The 16,658-nt window shown below is 72.8% G+C and carries 14 protein-coding genes; 7 read left to right on the top strand and 7 right to left on the bottom strand.

Going from position 1 to position 16,658, the window contains the following annotated elements; all coding sequences use genetic code 11:
- Nucleotides 1–24: 24 nt before the first annotated feature.
- The 5 genes from ABD230_RS02485 to pepN (ABD230_RS02465) form a co-directional block, all read right to left on the bottom strand.
- Nucleotides 25–1,704: an FAD-binding dehydrogenase gene (locus ABD230_RS02485; protein ID WP_344369198.1), complete on the bottom strand. Its 1,680-nt coding sequence runs from the start codon at nt 1,702–1,704 to the stop codon at nt 25–27.
- A 52-nt stretch (nt 1,705–1,756) separates the two neighbouring features.
- Nucleotides 1,757–2,155, bottom strand: a complete 399-nt coding sequence (locus ABD230_RS02480; RefSeq protein WP_344370104.1) for a globin — start codon at nt 2,153–2,155, stop codon at nt 1,757–1,759.
- A complete protein-coding gene (locus ABD230_RS02475) occupies nt 2,155–3,300 on the bottom strand; it encodes a mechanosensitive ion channel family protein (protein ID WP_344369196.1) in 1,146 nt (381 codons plus the stop codon). Before ABD230_RS02475 ends, ABD230_RS02480 begins: the two co-directional genes overlap by 1 nt.
- 105 nt (nt 3,301–3,405) lie before the next feature.
- Nucleotides 3,406–5,955, bottom strand: a complete 2,550-nt coding sequence (pepN, locus tag ABD230_RS02470) for an aminopeptidase N (protein ID WP_344369194.1) — start codon at nt 5,953–5,955, stop codon at nt 3,406–3,408.
- Nucleotides 5,955–8,507, bottom strand: coding sequence for an aminopeptidase N (pepN, locus tag ABD230_RS02465; protein WP_344369192.1), 2,553 nt, complete (start codon nt 8,505–8,507; stop codon nt 5,955–5,957). The genes pepN (ABD230_RS02470) and pepN (ABD230_RS02465) overlap by 1 nt, the downstream gene beginning before the upstream one ends.
- 122 nt (nt 8,508–8,629) lie before the next feature.
- Here pepN (ABD230_RS02465) and ABD230_RS02460 point away from each other — a divergent pair, with 122 nt between their 5' ends.
- From ABD230_RS02460 to ABD230_RS02435, 6 genes are all read left to right on the top strand, one after another.
- On the top strand, nt 8,630–9,157 hold the full coding sequence (locus tag ABD230_RS02460) for a ribose-5-phosphate isomerase (protein WP_344369190.1): 528 nt from the start codon (nt 8,630–8,632) through the stop codon (nt 9,155–9,157).
- A 3-nt stretch (nt 9,158–9,160) separates the two neighbouring features.
- The gene (locus ABD230_RS02455; RefSeq protein ID WP_344369188.1) at nt 9,161–10,165 is read left to right on the top strand and encodes an Fpg/Nei family DNA glycosylase; all 1,005 of its coding nucleotides are present in this window, start codon (nt 9,161–9,163) and stop codon (nt 10,163–10,165) included.
- 7 nt (nt 10,166–10,172) lie between these two features.
- Entirely contained in the window at nt 10,173–10,841 is a 669-nt protein-coding gene (locus ABD230_RS02450; RefSeq protein ID WP_344369186.1) for an FMN-binding negative transcriptional regulator, read from the top strand.
- On the top strand, nt 10,838–12,355 hold the full coding sequence (locus tag ABD230_RS02445; protein WP_344369185.1) for an amidohydrolase: 1,518 nt from the start codon (nt 10,838–10,840) through the stop codon (nt 12,353–12,355). Before ABD230_RS02450 ends, ABD230_RS02445 begins: the two co-directional genes overlap by 4 nt.
- A 163-nt stretch (nt 12,356–12,518) precedes the next feature.
- Nucleotides 12,519–14,009, top strand: coding sequence for a sensor histidine kinase (locus ABD230_RS02440; protein WP_344369183.1), 1,491 nt, complete (start codon nt 12,519–12,521; stop codon nt 14,007–14,009).
- Nucleotides 14,006–14,665 (top strand): response regulator transcription factor, encoded by a 660-nt coding sequence (locus tag ABD230_RS02435; RefSeq protein ID WP_344369181.1) that lies wholly within the window; start codon nt 14,006–14,008, stop codon nt 14,663–14,665. The genes ABD230_RS02440 and ABD230_RS02435 overlap by 4 nt, the downstream gene beginning before the upstream one ends.
- Before the next feature lie 19 nt (nt 14,666–14,684).
- On the opposite strand, the gene ABD230_RS02430 is transcribed toward ABD230_RS02435, so the two are convergent.
- Both ABD230_RS02430 and ABD230_RS02425 read right to left on the bottom strand, forming a co-directional pair.
- The gene (locus tag ABD230_RS02430) at nt 14,685–15,398 is read right to left on the bottom strand and encodes a hypothetical protein (protein ID WP_344369180.1); all 714 of its coding nucleotides are present in this window, start codon (nt 15,396–15,398) and stop codon (nt 14,685–14,687) included.
- A gap of 71 nt (nt 15,399–15,469) precedes the next feature.
- Nucleotides 15,470–15,973 carry a Dps family protein gene (locus ABD230_RS02425; RefSeq protein ID WP_344369179.1) on the bottom strand — a complete coding sequence of 168 codons (504 nt, stop codon included), beginning with the start codon at nt 15,971–15,973 and terminating at the stop codon, nt 15,470–15,472.
- A 200-nt stretch (nt 15,974–16,173) separates the two neighbouring features.
- On the opposite strand from ABD230_RS02425, the gene ABD230_RS02420 reads away from it, so the two are divergent.
- Entirely contained in the window at nt 16,174–16,650 is a 477-nt protein-coding gene (locus ABD230_RS02420; RefSeq protein ID WP_344369178.1) for an aromatic ring-opening dioxygenase LigA, read from the top strand.
- The last annotated feature ends 8 nt before the right edge of the window (nt 16,651–16,658 follow it).

Here is a 16,658-nt window from a genome sequence, read left to right as displayed (position 1 = left end):
GCGGCATCCGCCGGTCCGGACGGGCTAGCCGGCCGCGATCGCGCGCCCCGCGGCGCGCCCCGTGAACAGGCAGCCGCCCAGGAACGTGCCCTCCAGCGCGCGGTAGCCGTGCACGCCGCCGCCGCCGAACCCGGCCGCCTCGCCGACGGCGTACAGGCCGGGCACGGGCGCGCCGTCGGCGCCGAGGGCCCGCGAGTCGAGGTCCGTCTGGATGCCGCCGAGGCTCTTCCGGGTGAGGATGTGCAGCTTCACCGCGATGAGCGGGCCCGCCTTGGGGTCGAGCATGCGGTGCGGGGGCGCGACCCGGATGAGCTTGTCGCCCCGGTAGTTCCGCGCGCCGCGCACCGCCGTGAGCTGGAGATCCTTCGAGAACTCGTGGTCGACCTCGCGGTCGCGGGCCACGACCTCGCGCTCGACGTTGTCGGCGTCGAGGATGCCGTCGGGGGAGAGCCGGCGCATGCCGTCGAGCAGCTCGGGGAGGGTGTCGGCGACCACGAAGTCCACGCCGTGCTGCTTGAACGCCTCCACCGGGCCCGGCGCCCCTGAGCCGAGGCGTTCGGCGAGGAGGCGCAGGTCCTTGTTCGTCAGGTCGGGGTTCTGCTCGCTGCCCGAGAGCGCGAACTCCTTCTCGATGATCCGCTGGGTGAGCACGAACCAGGAGTGGTCGTGGCCGGTCCGCATGAGGTGCTCGAACGTGCCGAGCGTGTCGAATCCCGGGAAGAGGGGCGCCGGCAGTCGCTTCCCTGTCGCGTCGAACCACAGCGACGACGGGCCGGGGAGGATCCGGATGCCGTGCGAGGGCCACACCGGGTCCCAGTTGGTGATGCCCTCGGTGTAGTGCCACATGCGATCGCCGTTGACGAGGCGCGCACCGGACGCCTCGGCGATGCCGAGCATGCGCCCGTCGACGTGCGCGGGCACCCCCGAGAGCATCTCCGCGGGCGGGCTGCCGTGCCGCTCGGGCCACGCCTCCCGGACGAGGTCGTGGTTGCCGCCGATCCCGCCGGAGGCGACCACGACGGCCGGCGCGCGCAGCTCGAACTCGCCGACGACGTCCCGGTTGGACGCGACGCCGCGCTCCGCGTCGTCCGGGGCGAGACGCGCGCCGCGGACGCCGACGACCGCGCCCCCCTCGACGATGAGCTCGTCGACGCGGTGCCGGAAGCGGAGGTCGACGAGTCCGGCCGCCTCGCCGGCGCGCACGCGCGCGATGAAGGGCTCGAGCACGCCGGGGCCGGTGCCCCAGGTGATGTGGAACCGCGGCACGGAGTTGCCGTGCCCGATGGCCATGCCGTGCCCTCGCTCGGCCCACCCCACGACGGGGAAGAACTTCAGGCCCTTGCCGCGGAGCCACTCGCGCTTCTCGCCGGCCGCGAACTCGAGGTACGCCTCGGCCCAGCGGCGGCCCCACTCGTCCTCGTCGCGATCGAAGCCCGCCGAGCCGAGCCAGTCCTGCCGCGCGAGCTCGAGCGAGTCGTGCACGCCGAGCCGGCGCTGTTCGGGCGAGTCGACGAGGAACAGCCCCCCGAACGACCACCACGCCTGCCCGCCGAGGCTCGCCTCGGGCTCCTGGTCGACGATGGCGACGCGCCGGCCGGCGTCGACGAGCTCGGATGCCGCGACCAGTCCGGAGAGCCCGCCGCCCACGATCACGGCGTCGAGTTCGGTGCGGGCGCGGGCGGGGGGAGTGGTCGGGTCGGCCACGGGGACTCCTTCGTCTGGGGCGGCGCTGGGGCGGGTGAGCGGCCCGCGACGGTCAGTCCTCGAAGGTGTTCACCATCGCGAAGGCGGCTCGCTGGAGATAGTCCCACAGCGTGGTCTCGAGCACGGGCGGCAGGTCGAGCGTGTCGACCGCCGCGCGCATGTGGGCGAGCCAGCGGTCGCGCGCGTCGGGGTTCACCGTGAACGGCAGGTGCCGCATCCGCAGTCGGGGGTGGCCGCGGCGCTCGCCGTAGGTCGTCGGCCCGCCCCAGTACTGCTCCAGGAACATCAGCAGTCGCTCCTCCGCGGGGCCGAGGTCCTGCTCCGGGTACATCGGGCGGAGCACCGGGTCGTCGGCGACGCCGCGATAGAACTCGTGCACGAGCCTCGCGAACGTCTCGTGGCCGCCGACCTGCTCGTAGAAGCTCGGCGAGGGAAGGCTGTCGGGCGACATCACGGGGCGTCCTCCGGGGTCTCGGGGGTGGCGGGGCCGGTCGCGCCGGCGGTGCCGTCGTCGACGGTGGGCACGCTGCCGGTGCCGGTCACGGTCTTCGCGGCGCGCATCGCGCGCAGCAGGCGCTTGCTGGGCTGCTGCCGCTCCATCACGGGGTTCGGCTCGGTCTTCGGCGGCTTCGCACCCTTGACGCGCGTGACGCCGTCGAAGCCGCTCAGGACGACGCTCGTGAGGCTCGGGAGCGTGAGGCCCATCTCGTCGAGCGCGCGCTTGAGGCGCATCCGCAGCTCGCGGGCGACGTCGTCCTTCGCGGAGGTGCGGACCTTCATGACGATGCGGATGACCACCGCGTCGGCGGAGACCGACTCGAGCCCCCACACCTCGGGCTTCTCGAGCACCCGCGAGCGCCACTTGCCCGAGCGGGCCATCTCGTTGGCGGTCGCGAGCATCTGGCGTTCGACCTCGTCGATGTCGGCGTCGTACGGCACGGCGAGGTCGATGATGACGCGCGCCCAGCCCTGCGACATGTTGCCGACCCGCGTGATCTCGCCGTTGCGGACGAACCAGAGCGTGCCGTTGACGTCGCGGATGGAGGTCACGCGGATGCGGACCTCCTCGACGATGCCCGTCGCATGGCCGAGGTCGACGATGTCGCCCACGCCGAGCTGGTCCTCGACGACCATGAACATGCCGTTCAGGGCATCCTTCACGATGTTCTGCGCGCCGAAGCCGAGGCCGGCGCCGATCGCCGCGGACAGCAGCGTGAACGAGCCCAGGATGTCGGGCGCGAGCACCTGCACCACCAGGATGAGCACGAGCAGGCCGATCGTGACGTTCACGATGTTCGTCAGCACCGAGCCGAGCGTGCGCGTCCGCTGCACGACGCGCACGGCGGCCAGCGGCGACGCGGCCGCGAGCGCCTGCGTGTCCGTCACGGACTGCTTGCGCTTCACGCCCGTCACGACCTGGTTCACGGTTCGCCGGATGACGAAGTGCAGGATCCAGCGCACCATGAGCGCGACCAGGATGATCGACGCGATCTGGATGACGTTGCTGAGGATCTCCCCGTACCAGGTCTGCCAGAACTCGTCGACCTGGATGGAGATGTCGACCTGCTCGGGGTCGGGCTCTTCGAACGGCCGCATGATGATCGAAGTGTATCGGCGCGCGCCCGGGCGGACGCTGGACGCCGCGAGGCCCGCCGGACGCTCCGGAGCGGAGCGTTCGACGGGCCTCGCGGGCGGGCCGGGTCAGTCGTCTGCGGCGTCGCACTCCCGGGCCGCGAGCGCCCGGTCGAGTTCGCTGAGCTGCTCCGCGACGAGGCGGTGCAGCGGCGCGGGCTCGGGGTGCGCGTCCAGCCACGTCCGGACCCGGTCGGCGAGCGCCGCGTCGACGACGGGTGCGGGGAAGAGCCGTCGCACGATGAGCGACGCCATAGTGAAGCTGCGCTCGCCCCAGACGCCCTCGAGCATGCCGAGGTAGTCGTCGACGGAACCGGCGAGCAGGGCCGGGTCGTCTGTGCGCTGCCAGCCGTCGGCGATCGCGCGTGCGAGGTCGTTCGACAGCGACGCGTCGGTCGCGACGCGCCGCCACGCGGCATCCTTCGACGACTGGTCGGGACGCGCGGCACGCGCGGTCTCCGCGAGCTGGCGGCCCTTCGCCGTGTCGTCGGCGGCGAGCGCGGCGTCGATCTCCGCGTCGTCGGCGGCGCCGAGCTGCGCGCGGGCGATGGTGATCTCCCAGCGCAGGTCGAGGTCGACGTCGAGTCCCGGCAGGCGCGTCTCGCCGGACGCGAGGGCGCCGAGGACGTCCGCGTGCGCCGGGACGCACGCGAGCCGCGTGAAGGCCTTCGCGAACTGCAGCTGCGCGTCGGATCCCTCGGGAGCGAGCTCCGCGAGCGCCCACACGGCGTCGGCGGCCTCCTCGGCGAGCTCGTCGCGGTGATGGTCCGCGAGGTACCGTCCGGCGGCGAGCTCGAGCCGCGAGAGCGCGAGCCCGCGCGCGGCGGACTGCGTCTCGTGGCCGACGCTCGCGACCACCAGGCGCACGAAGTCGCTCGCGGGCAGCTCGGCGTCACGGACGCCGTCCCATGCCGAACCGAGGATCACGGCGCGGGCCACGGGGTCGGCGATCTCGGCGAGCCGGTCGCGTGCCGTGCGGAACGACGGCTCGTCGAGACGGACCTTCGCGTACGTCAGGTCGTCGTCGTTCACCAGCAGCAGCGCCGGGCGCGGACGCCCCACCAGCTCGGGCACGTCCGTCGATGCGCCGTCCACGTCGAGCTCGACGCGGTGCACGCGTTCGAGACGCCCGTCGACGTCGTCGTACGAGCCGACGGCCACGCGATGCGGGCGCAGCGTCGGGTGCGAGGCGGCGGCCGACTGCCGGACCCTGGCCCCGGTGATGAGGCCAGCGGCATCCGTCTCGACCTCGAGCCGCATCGTGTTCACGCCCGCCGTCTCGAGCCAGGCCTCGGACCAGCCCGCGAGGTCGCGGCCGCTCGCGACCTCGAGCTCGGCGAGCAGGTCGGCCAGCGTCGCGTTCCCGCCGCCGTTGCGCGCCAGGTACGCGCCCACGCCCCGCTGGAACGCGTCGAGGCCGACCCACGCGACGAGCTGCTTGAGCACCGACGCGCCCTTGTCGTACGTGATCGCGTCGAAGTTGACCTCGACGTCGCCGATGTCGTCGATCACGGCGACGATCGGATGGGTCGACGGCAGCTGGTCCTGCTCGGCCGCGTGCGTCTTCTCGTCGCTCGCGAACGTCGCCCAGACGTCGGTGAACTCGGTCACCTGCGAGGTCGCGAGGGTCGACGCCCACGTCGCGAACGACTCGTTGAGCCACAGGTCGTTCCACCAGCGCATCGTCACCGAGTTGCCGAACCACATGTGGCTGAGCTCGTGCAGCACGACGATCGCGCGCTGCTCGCGGCGGGCGTCGGAGACGCGCGACCGGAACAGGTAGCCCTCGTTGAACGTCACCGCGCCGACGTTCTCCATCGCGCCCCAGTTGTACTCGGGCACGAAGATCTGGTCGTACTTGCCGTAGGGGTAGGGCACGCCGAACGCCGCCTCGTAGAACGCGAGGCCGTCGCGCACCAGACCGAACATGACGTCGGGCTCGGCGTACTGCGCGAGCGAGGCGCGCGTGAACAGGCCGAGCGGCACCTCGCGCCCGTCGCGGCTCGCGGCCGTCGACCGCCAGGAGGCGTAGGGCCCGGCGATGATGGCGACGATGTAGCTCGAGATGACCGGCCCGGTCTCGAACGCCCAGACCGCGGTGCCGGATGCCGCGGGGTGCGGCTCGGGCGACGGCGCGTTGCTCAGCACGCTCCAGTGATCCGGTGCGGTGATCGTGAAGCGCACCGACGCCTTGAGGTCGGGCTGGTCGAACACGGCGTACACGCGGTTGGCCTCGGCGACCGCGAACTCCGTGTAGAGGTACGCCTCCCCGTCGACGGGGTCGACGAAGCGGTGCAGCCCCTCGCCGGTGTTCGTGTACTCGCGCGTCGACACGACGAGCAGCTCGTTCTCCGCCTCGAGTCCGTCGAGGCGGATGCGGTAGCCGTCCGAGACGGTCGCGACCTCGAGCGGGCGCCCGTTCAGGACCACCTCGTGCAGCTCGGCGGTCGTCGCCTCGATGAACGTCGAGGCGCCCGGGGTCGCCGTGAACCGCACGAGCGTGTCCGAGCGGAAGCGGCGGTCGCCGGTCAGGTCGAGCGTGACCTCGTACGCGGGCGAGCCGAGGAGCGCGGCGCGCTCCTCGGCCTCGGCCCGGGTGAGGTCCGGACGACCCGACATCAGGCGCCCTCGGCGTCGCGCGCCTGCGCGGCGAGCGCGCGGTCGACGCCCGCCACGCTCTCGACCACCAGGCGCCGCAGCGCCGCCGGCGCCTCGGGGTTCGCGTCGAGCCACGCGTGCGACGCGTCGGCCAGGGTGCGGTTCGCGAGGGTCGACGGGTACAGGCCCTCGACGAGCTTCTCGGCGATCATGAAGCTGCGCTCGGTCCAGACGCGGCCGATCATGTCGAAGTAGCGGTCGACGAACGCCTCGAGCAGGGCCGGGTCGGCGGACCGCACGAAGCCGATCGCCGTGTCGCGCACGACCGAGTTGGTCGCGGCGTCGCTGTCGACGATCGATGCCCACGCGCGCTCCTTGGCCTCGATCGTGGGGATCGCGGCGCGGGCCTTCGCTGCGGCCTCGCGGCCGGTGACGGTGTCGTCCTCTGCGAGTCGGGCGTCGATGTCGTCGTCGCCCGCACGGCCCGCCGCAGCGAGCGCGATGAGCAACTCCCAGCCGAGGTCGGTGTCGACCGACAGGCCGTCGAGGGCGACGTCGCCGGCGTACAGGCCCTGCAGGTCGCCGAGGTGCGAGCCGTGCTCGGCGATCGCCGCGAACGACTTCACGAACTGGAACTGCGCGTCGCTGCCGGGCGCCGCCTCGCTCGCGAGCTCCCAGAAGCCATCGGCGAGCAGGCGCAGCGCGTCGTGGCGTCGACCGGGTTCGGTGTACGCGCTCGCCGAGAGGATCGAGTTCGCCAGCACGATCCGCAGCGTCGTCGACTCGGTCTCGCTCGCGATGTTGCCGAGCACGAGCGCCAGGTAGTCGGACGCACGTGTCTCGGCGTCGCGCGTGGCGTCCCAGACGGAGCTCCATACGATCGCCCGAGCCAGCGGGTCCTCGATCTCCGACAGGTTCGCCAGGGCGACGCCGTGCGAGGCCGGGTCGAGGCGGATCTTCGCGTACGCGAGGTCCTCGTCGTTCAGCAGCACGAGGTCAGGCTTCTCGAGGCCGACCAGCTCGGCGACGTCGGTGCGCTCGCCGTCGACGTCGAGTTCCACACGGTGCTCGCGCACGAGCTTGCCGTCGGTCAGGTTGTAGAAGCCGATCGCGAGCCGGTGCGGACGCAGGGTCGGGTACTCGTCGGTGGCCGACTGCAGCACGGCGAACGAGGTGATCCGGCCGTCGTGGTCGGTCTCGATCTCGGGTCGCAGCGTGTTCACGCCCGCGGTCTCGAGCCAGAGCGCACCCCAGCCCGACAGGTCGCGTCCGCTGGAGACCTCGAGCTCGGCGAGCAGGTCGGCGAGCGTGGTGTTGCCCCACGCGTGCTTCCGGAAGTACGCGGAGACGCCCGCGAAGAACTCGTCGACGCCGACCCAGGCGACGAGCTGCTTGAGCACCGACCCGCCCTTGGCGTAGGTGATGCCGTCGAAGTTCACGAGCACGTCCTCGAGGTCGCGGATCTCCGCGACGATCGGGTGCGTCGACGGCAGCTGGTCCTGCCGGTACGCCCAGCTCTTCTCCATCGCGTTGAAGGTCGTCCAGGCGCCCTCCCACTCGGTGGCCTCCGCCGTGGCGATCGTCGACGCCCACTCGGCGAACGACTCGTTCAGCCAGAGGTCGTTCCACCACCTCATGGTCACGAGGTCGCCGAACCACATGTGCGCGAGCTCGTGCAGGATCGTCACGACGCGGCGCTCGCGGATGGCGTCCGTCACCTTCGAGCGGAAGACGTACACCTCGGTGAACGTGACGGCGCCGGCGTTCTCCATCGCGCCCGCGTTGTACTCGGGCACGAACAGCTGGTCGTACTTCGCGAACGGGTAGGGCACGCCGAACTTGCGCTCGAAGTACTCGAAGCCCTGCTTGGTCTTCTCGAACACGTAGTCGGCGTCGAGGTACTGCGAGAGGCTCTTGCGCGCGAACACGCCGAGCGGGATGACGCGGCCGTCGGCGCTCGTCAGCTCGTCGCGCACGACGTCGTAGGGCCCGGCGACCAGGGCGGTGATGTAGCTCGAGATGCGCGGCGTCGGCTCGAAGGCCCACGTCTTCGCACCGTCGTGCGCGTCGACGGGCTCCGGGGTCGGCGAGTTCGACACGACCTGCCAGTGCGCGGGCGCCGTCACCGTGAAGCGGAACGCGGCCTTCAGGTCGGGCTGCTCGAACACCGCGTACATGCGGCGCGAGTCGGGCACCTCGAACTGGGTGTACAGGTAGACCTCGTCGTCGACCGGGTCGACGAAGCGGTGCAGCCCCTCGCCCGTGTGCATGTACCGGCCGTCGGCGACGACCGTGAGCTCGTTCTCGTCCTCGAGGTCGGGCAGCTGGATCCGCACCCCGTCGCCGACCTCGGCCGGGTCGAGCTCGCGGCCGTTCAGCGTGACCGAGTGCACGGTTGCCGTGATCGCGTCGATGAACGTCGACGCGCCCTTCCGGGCGGCGAACCGCACCGTCGTCTCGGAGCGGAACACCTCCGGCCCGGTCGTCACGTCCAGCCGGACGTCGTAGTCGTGCACCGTGACGAGCGCGGCGCGCTCCTCGGCCTCGATGCGGGTGAGGTTCTCTCCAGGCACTCAGGTCTCCATCTGCGTCGAACGGATGCGTCGCCCCGGCGTTCGTGGCGCGGGACAACCCGATCAGCCTAGTCGTGCGACCCCCGCCCCGGCAGGGGGCCGCGGCTCCCTAGACTTGCCCCATGCGCATCCACATCGCGACCGACCACGCGGGCCTCGAGTTCAGCCGGACCCTCCAGGCGCACCTGATCAACGGCGGCCACGAGGTCGTGGACCACGGCCCGACCGGGTACGACCCGCTCGACGACTACCCGGCCTTCTGCATCAACGCCGCGCTCGCCGTGGCGCGCGACCAGGCCGCGGGCGTGCGCACCCTCGGCGTCGTGTTCGGCGGCTCGGGCAACGGGGAGCAGATCGCGGCGAACAAGGTCGAGGGCATCCGCGCGGCGCTGGTGTGGAGCATGGACACCGCGCTCCTCGCTCGACAGCACAACGACGCGAACGTCATCTCGATCGGCGCCCGCCAGCACACCGTCGAGGAGGCGATCCGATACATCGACGCCTTCATCGCGGAGCCGTTCTCGGGCGACGAGCGGCACGTCCGGCGCATCGGCCAGCTCGCCGAGTACGAGCGCACGGGCGACATCGCCGGCAAGGGCGTCGACGTCGACGGCTCGACGGGCCGCGTCGTCGAGGCCCCCGCGGAGTAGCGCGTGCCCGAGGGCCACTCCGTCCACCGCATCACCCGCCAGTTCGAGCGCAACTTCGTCGGCCGCGTCGTGCACGCGTCGAGCCCGCAGGGCCGCTTCGCCGACGGCGCGGCCGACCTCGACGGCCGGCGGATGGTGGACGCACGCGCCGTCGGCAAGCAGATGTTCCTCGGCTTCGAGGGCGACCGCTGGCTCCGGGTGCACCTCGGCATGTACGGCGCGTGGGACTTCGCGGGCGACATCCTCATGGACGCGACCATCGCCTCCGCGAACGGGCGGATGGGCCAGACGAACCAGAAGGGCACCTTCCTCGACGGGCCGAACCCCGACGCGGTGGTCCTCGACTCCGCCGGCGAGAACTCGATCACCTCGATCGGCGCGCCCCGGCGCACGCGGCTGCGGATGTCGGAGTCCGAGAAGGAGGGCGACGGGCTCGAGTCGTTCCCGCCCGAGCCGATCGGCCAGGTCCGCGTGCGGCTGCTCACCGACACGGTCGTCGCCGACCTCCGCGGGCCGACCGCATGCGAGGTGCTCGACCCGGCGCAGGTCGAGCAGGTCGTCGGTCGGCTCGGCCCCGACCCGCTCATCGACGACGGCCCCGACGCCGAGGAGCGCTTCACGAGCGTGGTCCGGCGCAAGCCGACCCCGATCGGCCTGCTCCTCATGGACCAGAACGTCGTCTCCGGCATCGGCAACGTGTACCGCGCCGAGCTGCTCTTCCGCGCCCGGCTGAACCCCCACACGCCCGGCCGCCTCGTGCCGGAGGAGACCGTCCGCGGACTCTGGCGGGACTGGTCACGGCTCCTGCGGATCGGGGTCGAGACCGGGCAGATGATGACCATGGACGGCCTCGAGGGCGAGGCGTGGACCAAGGCCATGGCCAACCGCGAGGACCGGCACTGGGTGTACAAGCGCGAGGGCCTGCCGTGCCGGGTGTGCGGCACGAACATCGTGCTCGAGGAGATGGGCGCCCGGAAGCTGTACTGGTGCCCGGTCGACCAGGCGTAGGAGCGGCATGAGACAGAACCCGAGCTTCACCCTCGCGAGCGAGGACGGCGTGAAGCGCCTCGTCCGCGAGCACCCGTGGGCGACCATCGTGAGCATGACGGATGCCTCCGGGCTCGTGGCCTCGCACTACCCGGTGCTGCTCGACGAGGACGCCGACGGGATCGTGCTGCTCACGCACGTCGGGCGCCCCGACGAGGTCGTGCACGAGCTCGGCCGGCACGAGGTGCTCGTGATCGTGCAGGGCCCCCACGGCTACGTCTCGTCCGGATGGTACGGGCCGGACCCGGCAGTGCCCACCTGGAACTTCACGGCCGCGCACCTCACCGGCAGGCCCGAGCTGCTCGACCCTGCGGAGAACCTGCGGGTGCTCGAGGCGCTCGTCGACCACTTCGAGCAGCGCCTGCCCGAGCCCCGAGCCCTGCGGGCGGACCCGGACGACGCGGCGTACGCCGAACGGCTGGCGGCGGGCACGGTCGGCCTCCGCATCCCGATCACGCGGTTCGTGGCGAAGCACAAGATGAGCCAGAACCGGCCCGACGCGACCGTCGACCGCATCATCGGGGAGCTCGAGGGCGACGGTCCGTACGCGAGCCCCGCGCTCGCCGCGGAGATGCGGCGCACCCACGAGCTCCTCCGCGCGGCGAGGGCGGCGGCCGCCCGGCACCCCGGCGCATGACGACGACGGATGCCGCGGCCGCCCCTGGCGCACTCCTGCTCGCCGGCGGACGACTCCCCGGCGAGGCGCTGCCGGTCGACCTCCACGTCGCCGACGGCGTCGTGCGCACCGTCGCGCCGGCCGGAGGCCTGCCCGCCCCGCGAGGCGCACGACGCGTCGAGCTCGCCGGCCGCTGGATCGTTCCCGGGCTCTGGGACCGTCACGTGCACCTCTCGCAGTGGGCGATGGTGTCGCGCCGGCTCGACCTCGGGAGGGCGGGGTCGGCCGCCGACGCGATCGCGCTCGTCGCGGCATCCGTCGCCGCCGGCGCGACCGAGGTCGTCGGCTTCGGCTACCGGGACGGCCTCTGGCCCGACGCACCGACCCTGGACGGACTGGACGCCGCCGCCGGCGAGGTCCCGGTCGTGCTCGTCGCGGCCGACCTGCACTCCTGCTGGGTGAACCGGGCCGCCGCGCGCCGCCACGGAGCACTCGACGCGGCGGGGGAGTCGGGGGTGCTCCGCGAGGACGACTGCTTCCGGCTGGTCCGCGAGCTCGACGACCTGCCCGACGACGTGCTCGACGCGTGGGTCGACGAGGCGTCGCGCCGGGCCGCCGCGCGCGGCGTGGTCGGGGTCGTCGACCTCGAGATGCGCTGGAACCGCGACGACTGGGCGCGCCGCGCCGTCGGCGGCGCCGACGCGCTCCGCGTCCGGTTCGGCGTCTACACCCGCGACCTCGGCCGTGCGGAGGCGGCGGGCCTGCGCACGGGCGACGCCGTCGACACGCACGGACTCGTCCGGGTCGGCCCCTACAAGGTCATCACCGACGGCTCGCTCAACACCCGCACCGCGTGGTGCGTCGATCCGTACCCGGGGCTCGGCCCGGACGAGCATCCGCACGGACTCGTGAACGTGCCGTACGACGAGCTCGTCCCGCACCTCCGGCACGCCGAGCGCATCGGACTCGCCCCGGCCGTGCACGCGATCGGGGACCGCGCCAACGGACGCGCGCTCGACGCGCTGGCCGCGGTGCGCCCCGGCGGCTGGGGCGGCCGCGCCTCGATCGAGCACGCCCAGCTGCTGCGCCGCGACGACCTGGAGCGCTTCGCGGCGCTCGGGGTCGTGGCCAGCGTGCAGCCGGAGCACGCGATGGACGACCGCGACGTCGCCGAGGTCTACTGGGCTGGCCGCACCGACCGGGCGTTCATGCTGCGCGACCTCGCCGCCGCCGGCGTCGCGCTCGCGCTCGGCTCCGACGCACCGGTCGCACCGCTCGACCCGTGGATCGCGATCGCCGCCGCCGTCGGGCGGTCGCGGGACGGCCGCGAGCCGTGGCATCCGGAGCAGGCGATCGACGCGCGGCTCGCGCTCGCCGCGTCGACGGACGGCGCCGGCGCCGAGGTGCGCGAGGGGATGGTCGCCGACCTCGCCGTCGTCGAGCTCGACCCGCTCGCGGCGACGTCGGACGAACTGCGACGGATGCCGGTGGCGCTCACGCTCCTCGCCGGGCGCGCGACCCACGACGCGCTGTAGCGCCCGCCTCGAGCCCGTGCGGGAGGGGGGGCGAACCCCCGATCCGATCCGGGTGCGCGTCGGGTGGGTACGGGGGCCGCCGGCCGCGAGGCTCGAAGGCATGATGCAGCCGAGTGCCCTGAGCCGGCCCGGCGTGCGACGATGACCGAGGAGACGAACGACCATGACCACCAGCACCGACCCGCATGCCGCGGGCACGCCGTCCGGCGCCGACGAGCCGCGCGCGACCGCACCGGCCGCCGACGCCGCGGTCGCGCACGAGGCGGCCCCGACCGGCCCGACCGTGTCGGCCGCCGCCGTCCGACCCCGACGCCGAGGCTACGGCGGACTCTGGGCGTCGTTGCCGCGCGAACTCGGCTACCTCCTGCTCGGCCTCCCGGTGGCGATCGTGGCGTTCACGGTCCTCGTGACGCTGTTCTCGACCGGGGCGAGCCTGCTCGTCATCGTGGTGGGCCTCGTCATCGTCGTGGCGGCGCTCTACACGGCGCGCGGATTCGGGACCTTCGAGCTCGTGCGCCTCGAGTGGGCCGGTCGTCCCGCCATCCGCCGACCGCGGTGGGATGCCGCCGCACCCGTCGGCGAGGGTCCCTGGCGAGCCTTCTTCGCCCCGTTCGTCGACGGCCACTACTGGCTGTACCTGCTGCACGGCATGGTCGTCGCGCCGATCGTGGCGCTCGTGAGCTGGACCATCACCGTGGTCTGGCTGTCGGTGGCGCTCGGCGGCCTGACGTACTGGATCTGGGCGGTCTTCCTCCCCGATCGTGCCGGTGACAGCCTGCCCGCCGAGTGGCTGCTCGACCGGGTGTGGCCCGGCGGCTCGACGGCGATCGGCCTCGATCCGGTCGCGCTCGAGGCGATCGCCCAGTTCGTGCTCGGGGCCCTGTTCCTGCTGACGCTGCCGTTCATCGCCGCGGGGTTCACGTGGATCCACGACGCGGTCGGTCGCGGCATGCTCGGCGCGTGGCGGTCCGAGGCGCTCGAGCGCCAGGTCGAGCAGCTGGCGGCCTCGCGAGGCGCGGCCGTCCAGGCCGAGGATGCCGCGCTGCGCCGGCTCGAGCGCGACATCCACGACGGTCCGCAGCAGCGCCTCGTCCGCCTGCAGATGGACCTGGCCGCGATCGAGCGCAAGCTCGACGCCGATCCCGATGCCGCCCGCGACCTGCTCGGCGAGGCGCGGGATCAGGCCCGCGACACGCTCGAGGAGCTGCGTGCACTCTCGCGCGGGTTCGCGCCCCCGCTGCTCCAGGATCGCGGGCTGGGCAGCGCGCTCGAGTCGCTCGCCGGGCGGAGCCCCGTGCCGGTCGCCCTCGAGGTGCGCCTGCCGGAGGGCGCCGCGCTGCCGGCGGCGATCGAGCGCAACGCGTACTTCATCGCGGCCGAGCTGCTCACCAACGCCGTGAAGCACTCCGGCGCGAGTGCCATCCGGCTGCGGATCTCGGTGCGCGACACCGGGGCGACGGGGCACTGGCTCGACCTCTGGGTGACCGACAACGGTCGCGGCGGCGCGGTCGCGTCGCCGGGTCACGGACTCGCCGGGCTCGAGGGCCGCGTCCGCGGGCTCGGCGGCGTGCTCATCGTCGACAGTCCGGTCGGCGGTCCGACCGTCGTCGGCGCGCACTTCCCCTACTCGCCCGTCGATGGGGTGGGCCCGTGATCCAGCCCGACCAGCCCGTCCGCGTCGTGCTCGCGGAGGACTCCATGCTCCTCCGCGAGGGCCTGGTGCGGCTCTTCGACGAGGCCGGGTTCGAGACGGTCGGCGCCTACGGCGACGCCGAGGCGCTCCTGGCGGACCTCGATCGCACGGCACCCGAGGTCGCGGTGCTCGACGTGCGGATGCCGCCGACCTTCCGGGACGAGGGTGTGCGGGCGGCCATCGAGCTGCGTCGGCGGCGTCCCGGCACGGGCGTGCTGCTGCTCAGCCAGTACGTCGAGGGGACCTACGCCCACGAACTGCTGTCGTCGGCCGACGGCGGCATGGGCTACCTGCTCAAGGACCGCGTCGCCTCGCTCGACGACCTGCAGGACGCCGTGCTGCGGATCCGCGACGGCGGCACGGTGCTCGATCCGCAGGTCGTGCGCGAGCTGCTCGCACGTCGCGGCGACCCGCTCGCCTCCCTCACGCCGCGTGAGCGGGAGGTGCTCGAGCTCATGGCGGAGGGCCGGACGAACGGCGGCATCGCCGCACAGCTCTACATCGGGGTCGGTGCCGTCGAGAAGAACGTCACCTCGATCTTCCAGAAGCTCGGCCTCGAGGACTCGGGGACCGACCACCGACGCGTGCTCGCCGTGCTCGCCTGGCTGCGGCGCTGACTCCCGGGACCCGCCCGGGTCAGTCGTCCGGTTCCGTCGTCCGCAGCGGCGCGTGCAGGCGGAAGACCGCGACATAGCCTCGGAATCCGACGACCGCCCACACGACGACGTTGGCGACCGCGGCGATGGCTCCGAGCGCGACCGCCAGCCAGGTCGGGCCGTCGACGCCGACGACGACGCCGCCGACGAACAGTCCGAGCACCGCCGCCTCCACCACGGTCATCACCATCCCGGAGCTCGCGAAGATCTGCCCCGGACGGGCGCTGAACGGGTAGTAGGTCCGGTGGGCGCCGGCCTCGTCGTCGTTCGCCGAGGAGATCAGGTACGGCGCGAGGCCGGGGTCGAGGTCGAGGTACGCGCCGCGGAGCCGGTTCATGGCGATGACGCACACGAGGTCGTCGAGCGAGGCGTTGAGCACGCGCTTCTGGGTGATGAAGCCGAGCAGCACGAGCAGCAGGAGCACCCCGAGCGCGGCCACGCCGAACCATCCCTGGAAGCGCGTCACGTTGCCCAGCACGCCCAGCGTCACGAGCCCGGCCGACACGAGCGTGAGGAAGATCGCGATGCGCGTCAGCACCTCGCTCTGCGTCGTGCTGCGCGAGGCGAGCAGGCTCCAGTGCTCGGTCGCGAGCATCTGCGCGCGGAGTGAGCGCTGCGCGTCGCTGAGCCCGTCGGCCGACGGGCGCTCCCCCTGGGCCGGCGGCGACGGGTCGGGCCCGGGCGCATCCGCCATGTCGGCATTCTGCACCCGGGCCCGTGCTGCCGCAGCGTTCGCCGCGGAGTTTCGGGGCTCGGTCCCCGTCCCTACTTCACGCTCACGTGGGCCGCCAGGAACCAGCGGTCCTTGTCCAGGCCCTGCCGGATCGCGATCGCGACGTCCTGGCTCGCGGGGTCGAGCTCCTCGAGGCCCTCGATCGCCGCGTTCACGCGTGCGGTCGCGACGTCGATCTGCGCGACGACGTCGGCGATCGTCTCGTCGGACTGCTTGAAGCCCGCGGCGGGGTTCACGGCGCCGCTCTCCTTCGCGATGGTCGCGAGGCGGGCGTCGATCGGCAGGCCGAGGGCGACGACGCGCTCCGCGGCGAGGTCGGCCCACTCCTGGGCGTGGTCGACGACCGTGTCGAGGAACTCGTGCACCTCGAGGAAGTCGCGACCGCGCACGTTCCAGTGCGCCTGCCTGCCGTTCACCGCGAGCGCCGTGAGCTCGTGGACGAGCGGGGTGAAGAACTGCGAGACCCCGGAGGCGACCTCGGGGTCGGCGCCGCTCATCGGGGCGTTGGTGGTCTCGGTGGTCTTCGAGTCGGTCATGTGGTCCCCTTCCACTCGTGACGTAGTTGCCACGCTACGACCAACCCGCGTCGGGGCCGCCGGATTCCCGCCGGACTCGCAGGGGCTTGACAGTCGGGCGGGCGCACCCGGGCGCATGGGTCCAAGGCCCCATCCGTGCGCCGCCCCGCTCGCTAGCGTCGCAACGCGAGACGCATCCGAACGAGGGGAACCCAGCGATCATGTCCGACTCGAACGCCACCGTCGTCCTCAGCCAGGGCCAGGGAAGGACGATCCGCGTGATCGCCTGGCTCGGCATCGTGGGCGGCATCCTCCTGATCGTCGTCGGCATCGTCGCGTGGATCGGGGTGTCCACGCAGCTGCGGGCCGAGAACATCACGATCCCCGACGACGCGATGGCCATGCAGGGCCAGCAGGTCACCGGGCCGATCTCCGCGTACATCCAGGCCGACGTGATCAACCACCACGCGCTCGAGGCGACCGACGGCTCGACCTACGCCGAGCTCGACCGGGACGACCCGGCACGCCAGACGGTCATGACCGCGTCGTTCCTGCGTGCCTCGCTCTTCACCTCGGTCGTCTCGTTCGGCCTCGCGCTGTTCGCGGCAGGTGTCGGCGTGCTCTTCATCCTGTTCGGCGTGGCCCTGAACGTGCTCGTGCCCCGGCACCGTGCGCAGCCCGCGCCCGCGACGGAGTGAACCGGGGC

Origin of the sequence: Agromyces tropicus (assembly GCF_039531345.1) — a bacterium.
GTDB classification, from domain to species: domain Bacteria; phylum Actinomycetota; class Actinomycetes; order Actinomycetales; family Microbacteriaceae; genus Agromyces; species Agromyces tropicus.
The sequence above is the reverse complement of the archived record's forward strand: the minus strand, read 5'-3'. Positions and strand labels throughout refer to the sequence as shown.

Excerpts from the sequence above, each read along its gene's own strand:
- ABD230_RS02480 (WP_344370104.1), bottom strand. The coding sequence starts at position 2,155 with ATGTCGCCCGACAGCCTTCCCTCGCCGAGCTTCTACGAGCAGGTCGGC.
- ABD230_RS02475 (WP_344369196.1), bottom strand. The coding sequence starts at position 3,300 with ATGCGGCCGTTCGAAGAGCCCGACCCCGAGCAGGTCGACATCTCCATC.
- pepN (WP_344369194.1), bottom strand. The coding sequence starts at position 5,955 with ATGTCGGGTCGTCCGGACCTCACCCGGGCCGAGGCCGAGGAGCGCGCC.
- ABD230_RS02460 (WP_344369190.1), top strand. The coding sequence starts at position 8,630 with ATGCGCATCCACATCGCGACCGACCACGCGGGCCTCGAGTTCAGCCGG.
- ABD230_RS02450 (WP_344369186.1), top strand. The coding sequence starts at position 10,173 with ATGAGACAGAACCCGAGCTTCACCCTCGCGAGCGAGGACGGCGTGAAG.
- ABD230_RS02445 (WP_344369185.1), top strand. The coding sequence starts at position 10,838 with ATGACGACGACGGATGCCGCGGCCGCCCCTGGCGCACTCCTGCTCGCC.
- ABD230_RS02440 (WP_344369183.1), top strand. The coding sequence starts at position 12,519 with ATGACCACCAGCACCGACCCGCATGCCGCGGGCACGCCGTCCGGCGCC.
- ABD230_RS02430 (WP_344369180.1), bottom strand. The coding sequence starts at position 15,398 with ATGGCGGATGCGCCCGGGCCCGACCCGTCGCCGCCGGCCCAGGGGGAG.
- ABD230_RS02425 (WP_344369179.1), bottom strand. The coding sequence starts at position 15,973 with ATGACCGACTCGAAGACCACCGAGACCACCAACGCCCCGATGAGCGGC.
- ABD230_RS02420 (WP_344369178.1), top strand. The coding sequence starts at position 16,174 with ATGTCCGACTCGAACGCCACCGTCGTCCTCAGCCAGGGCCAGGGAAGG.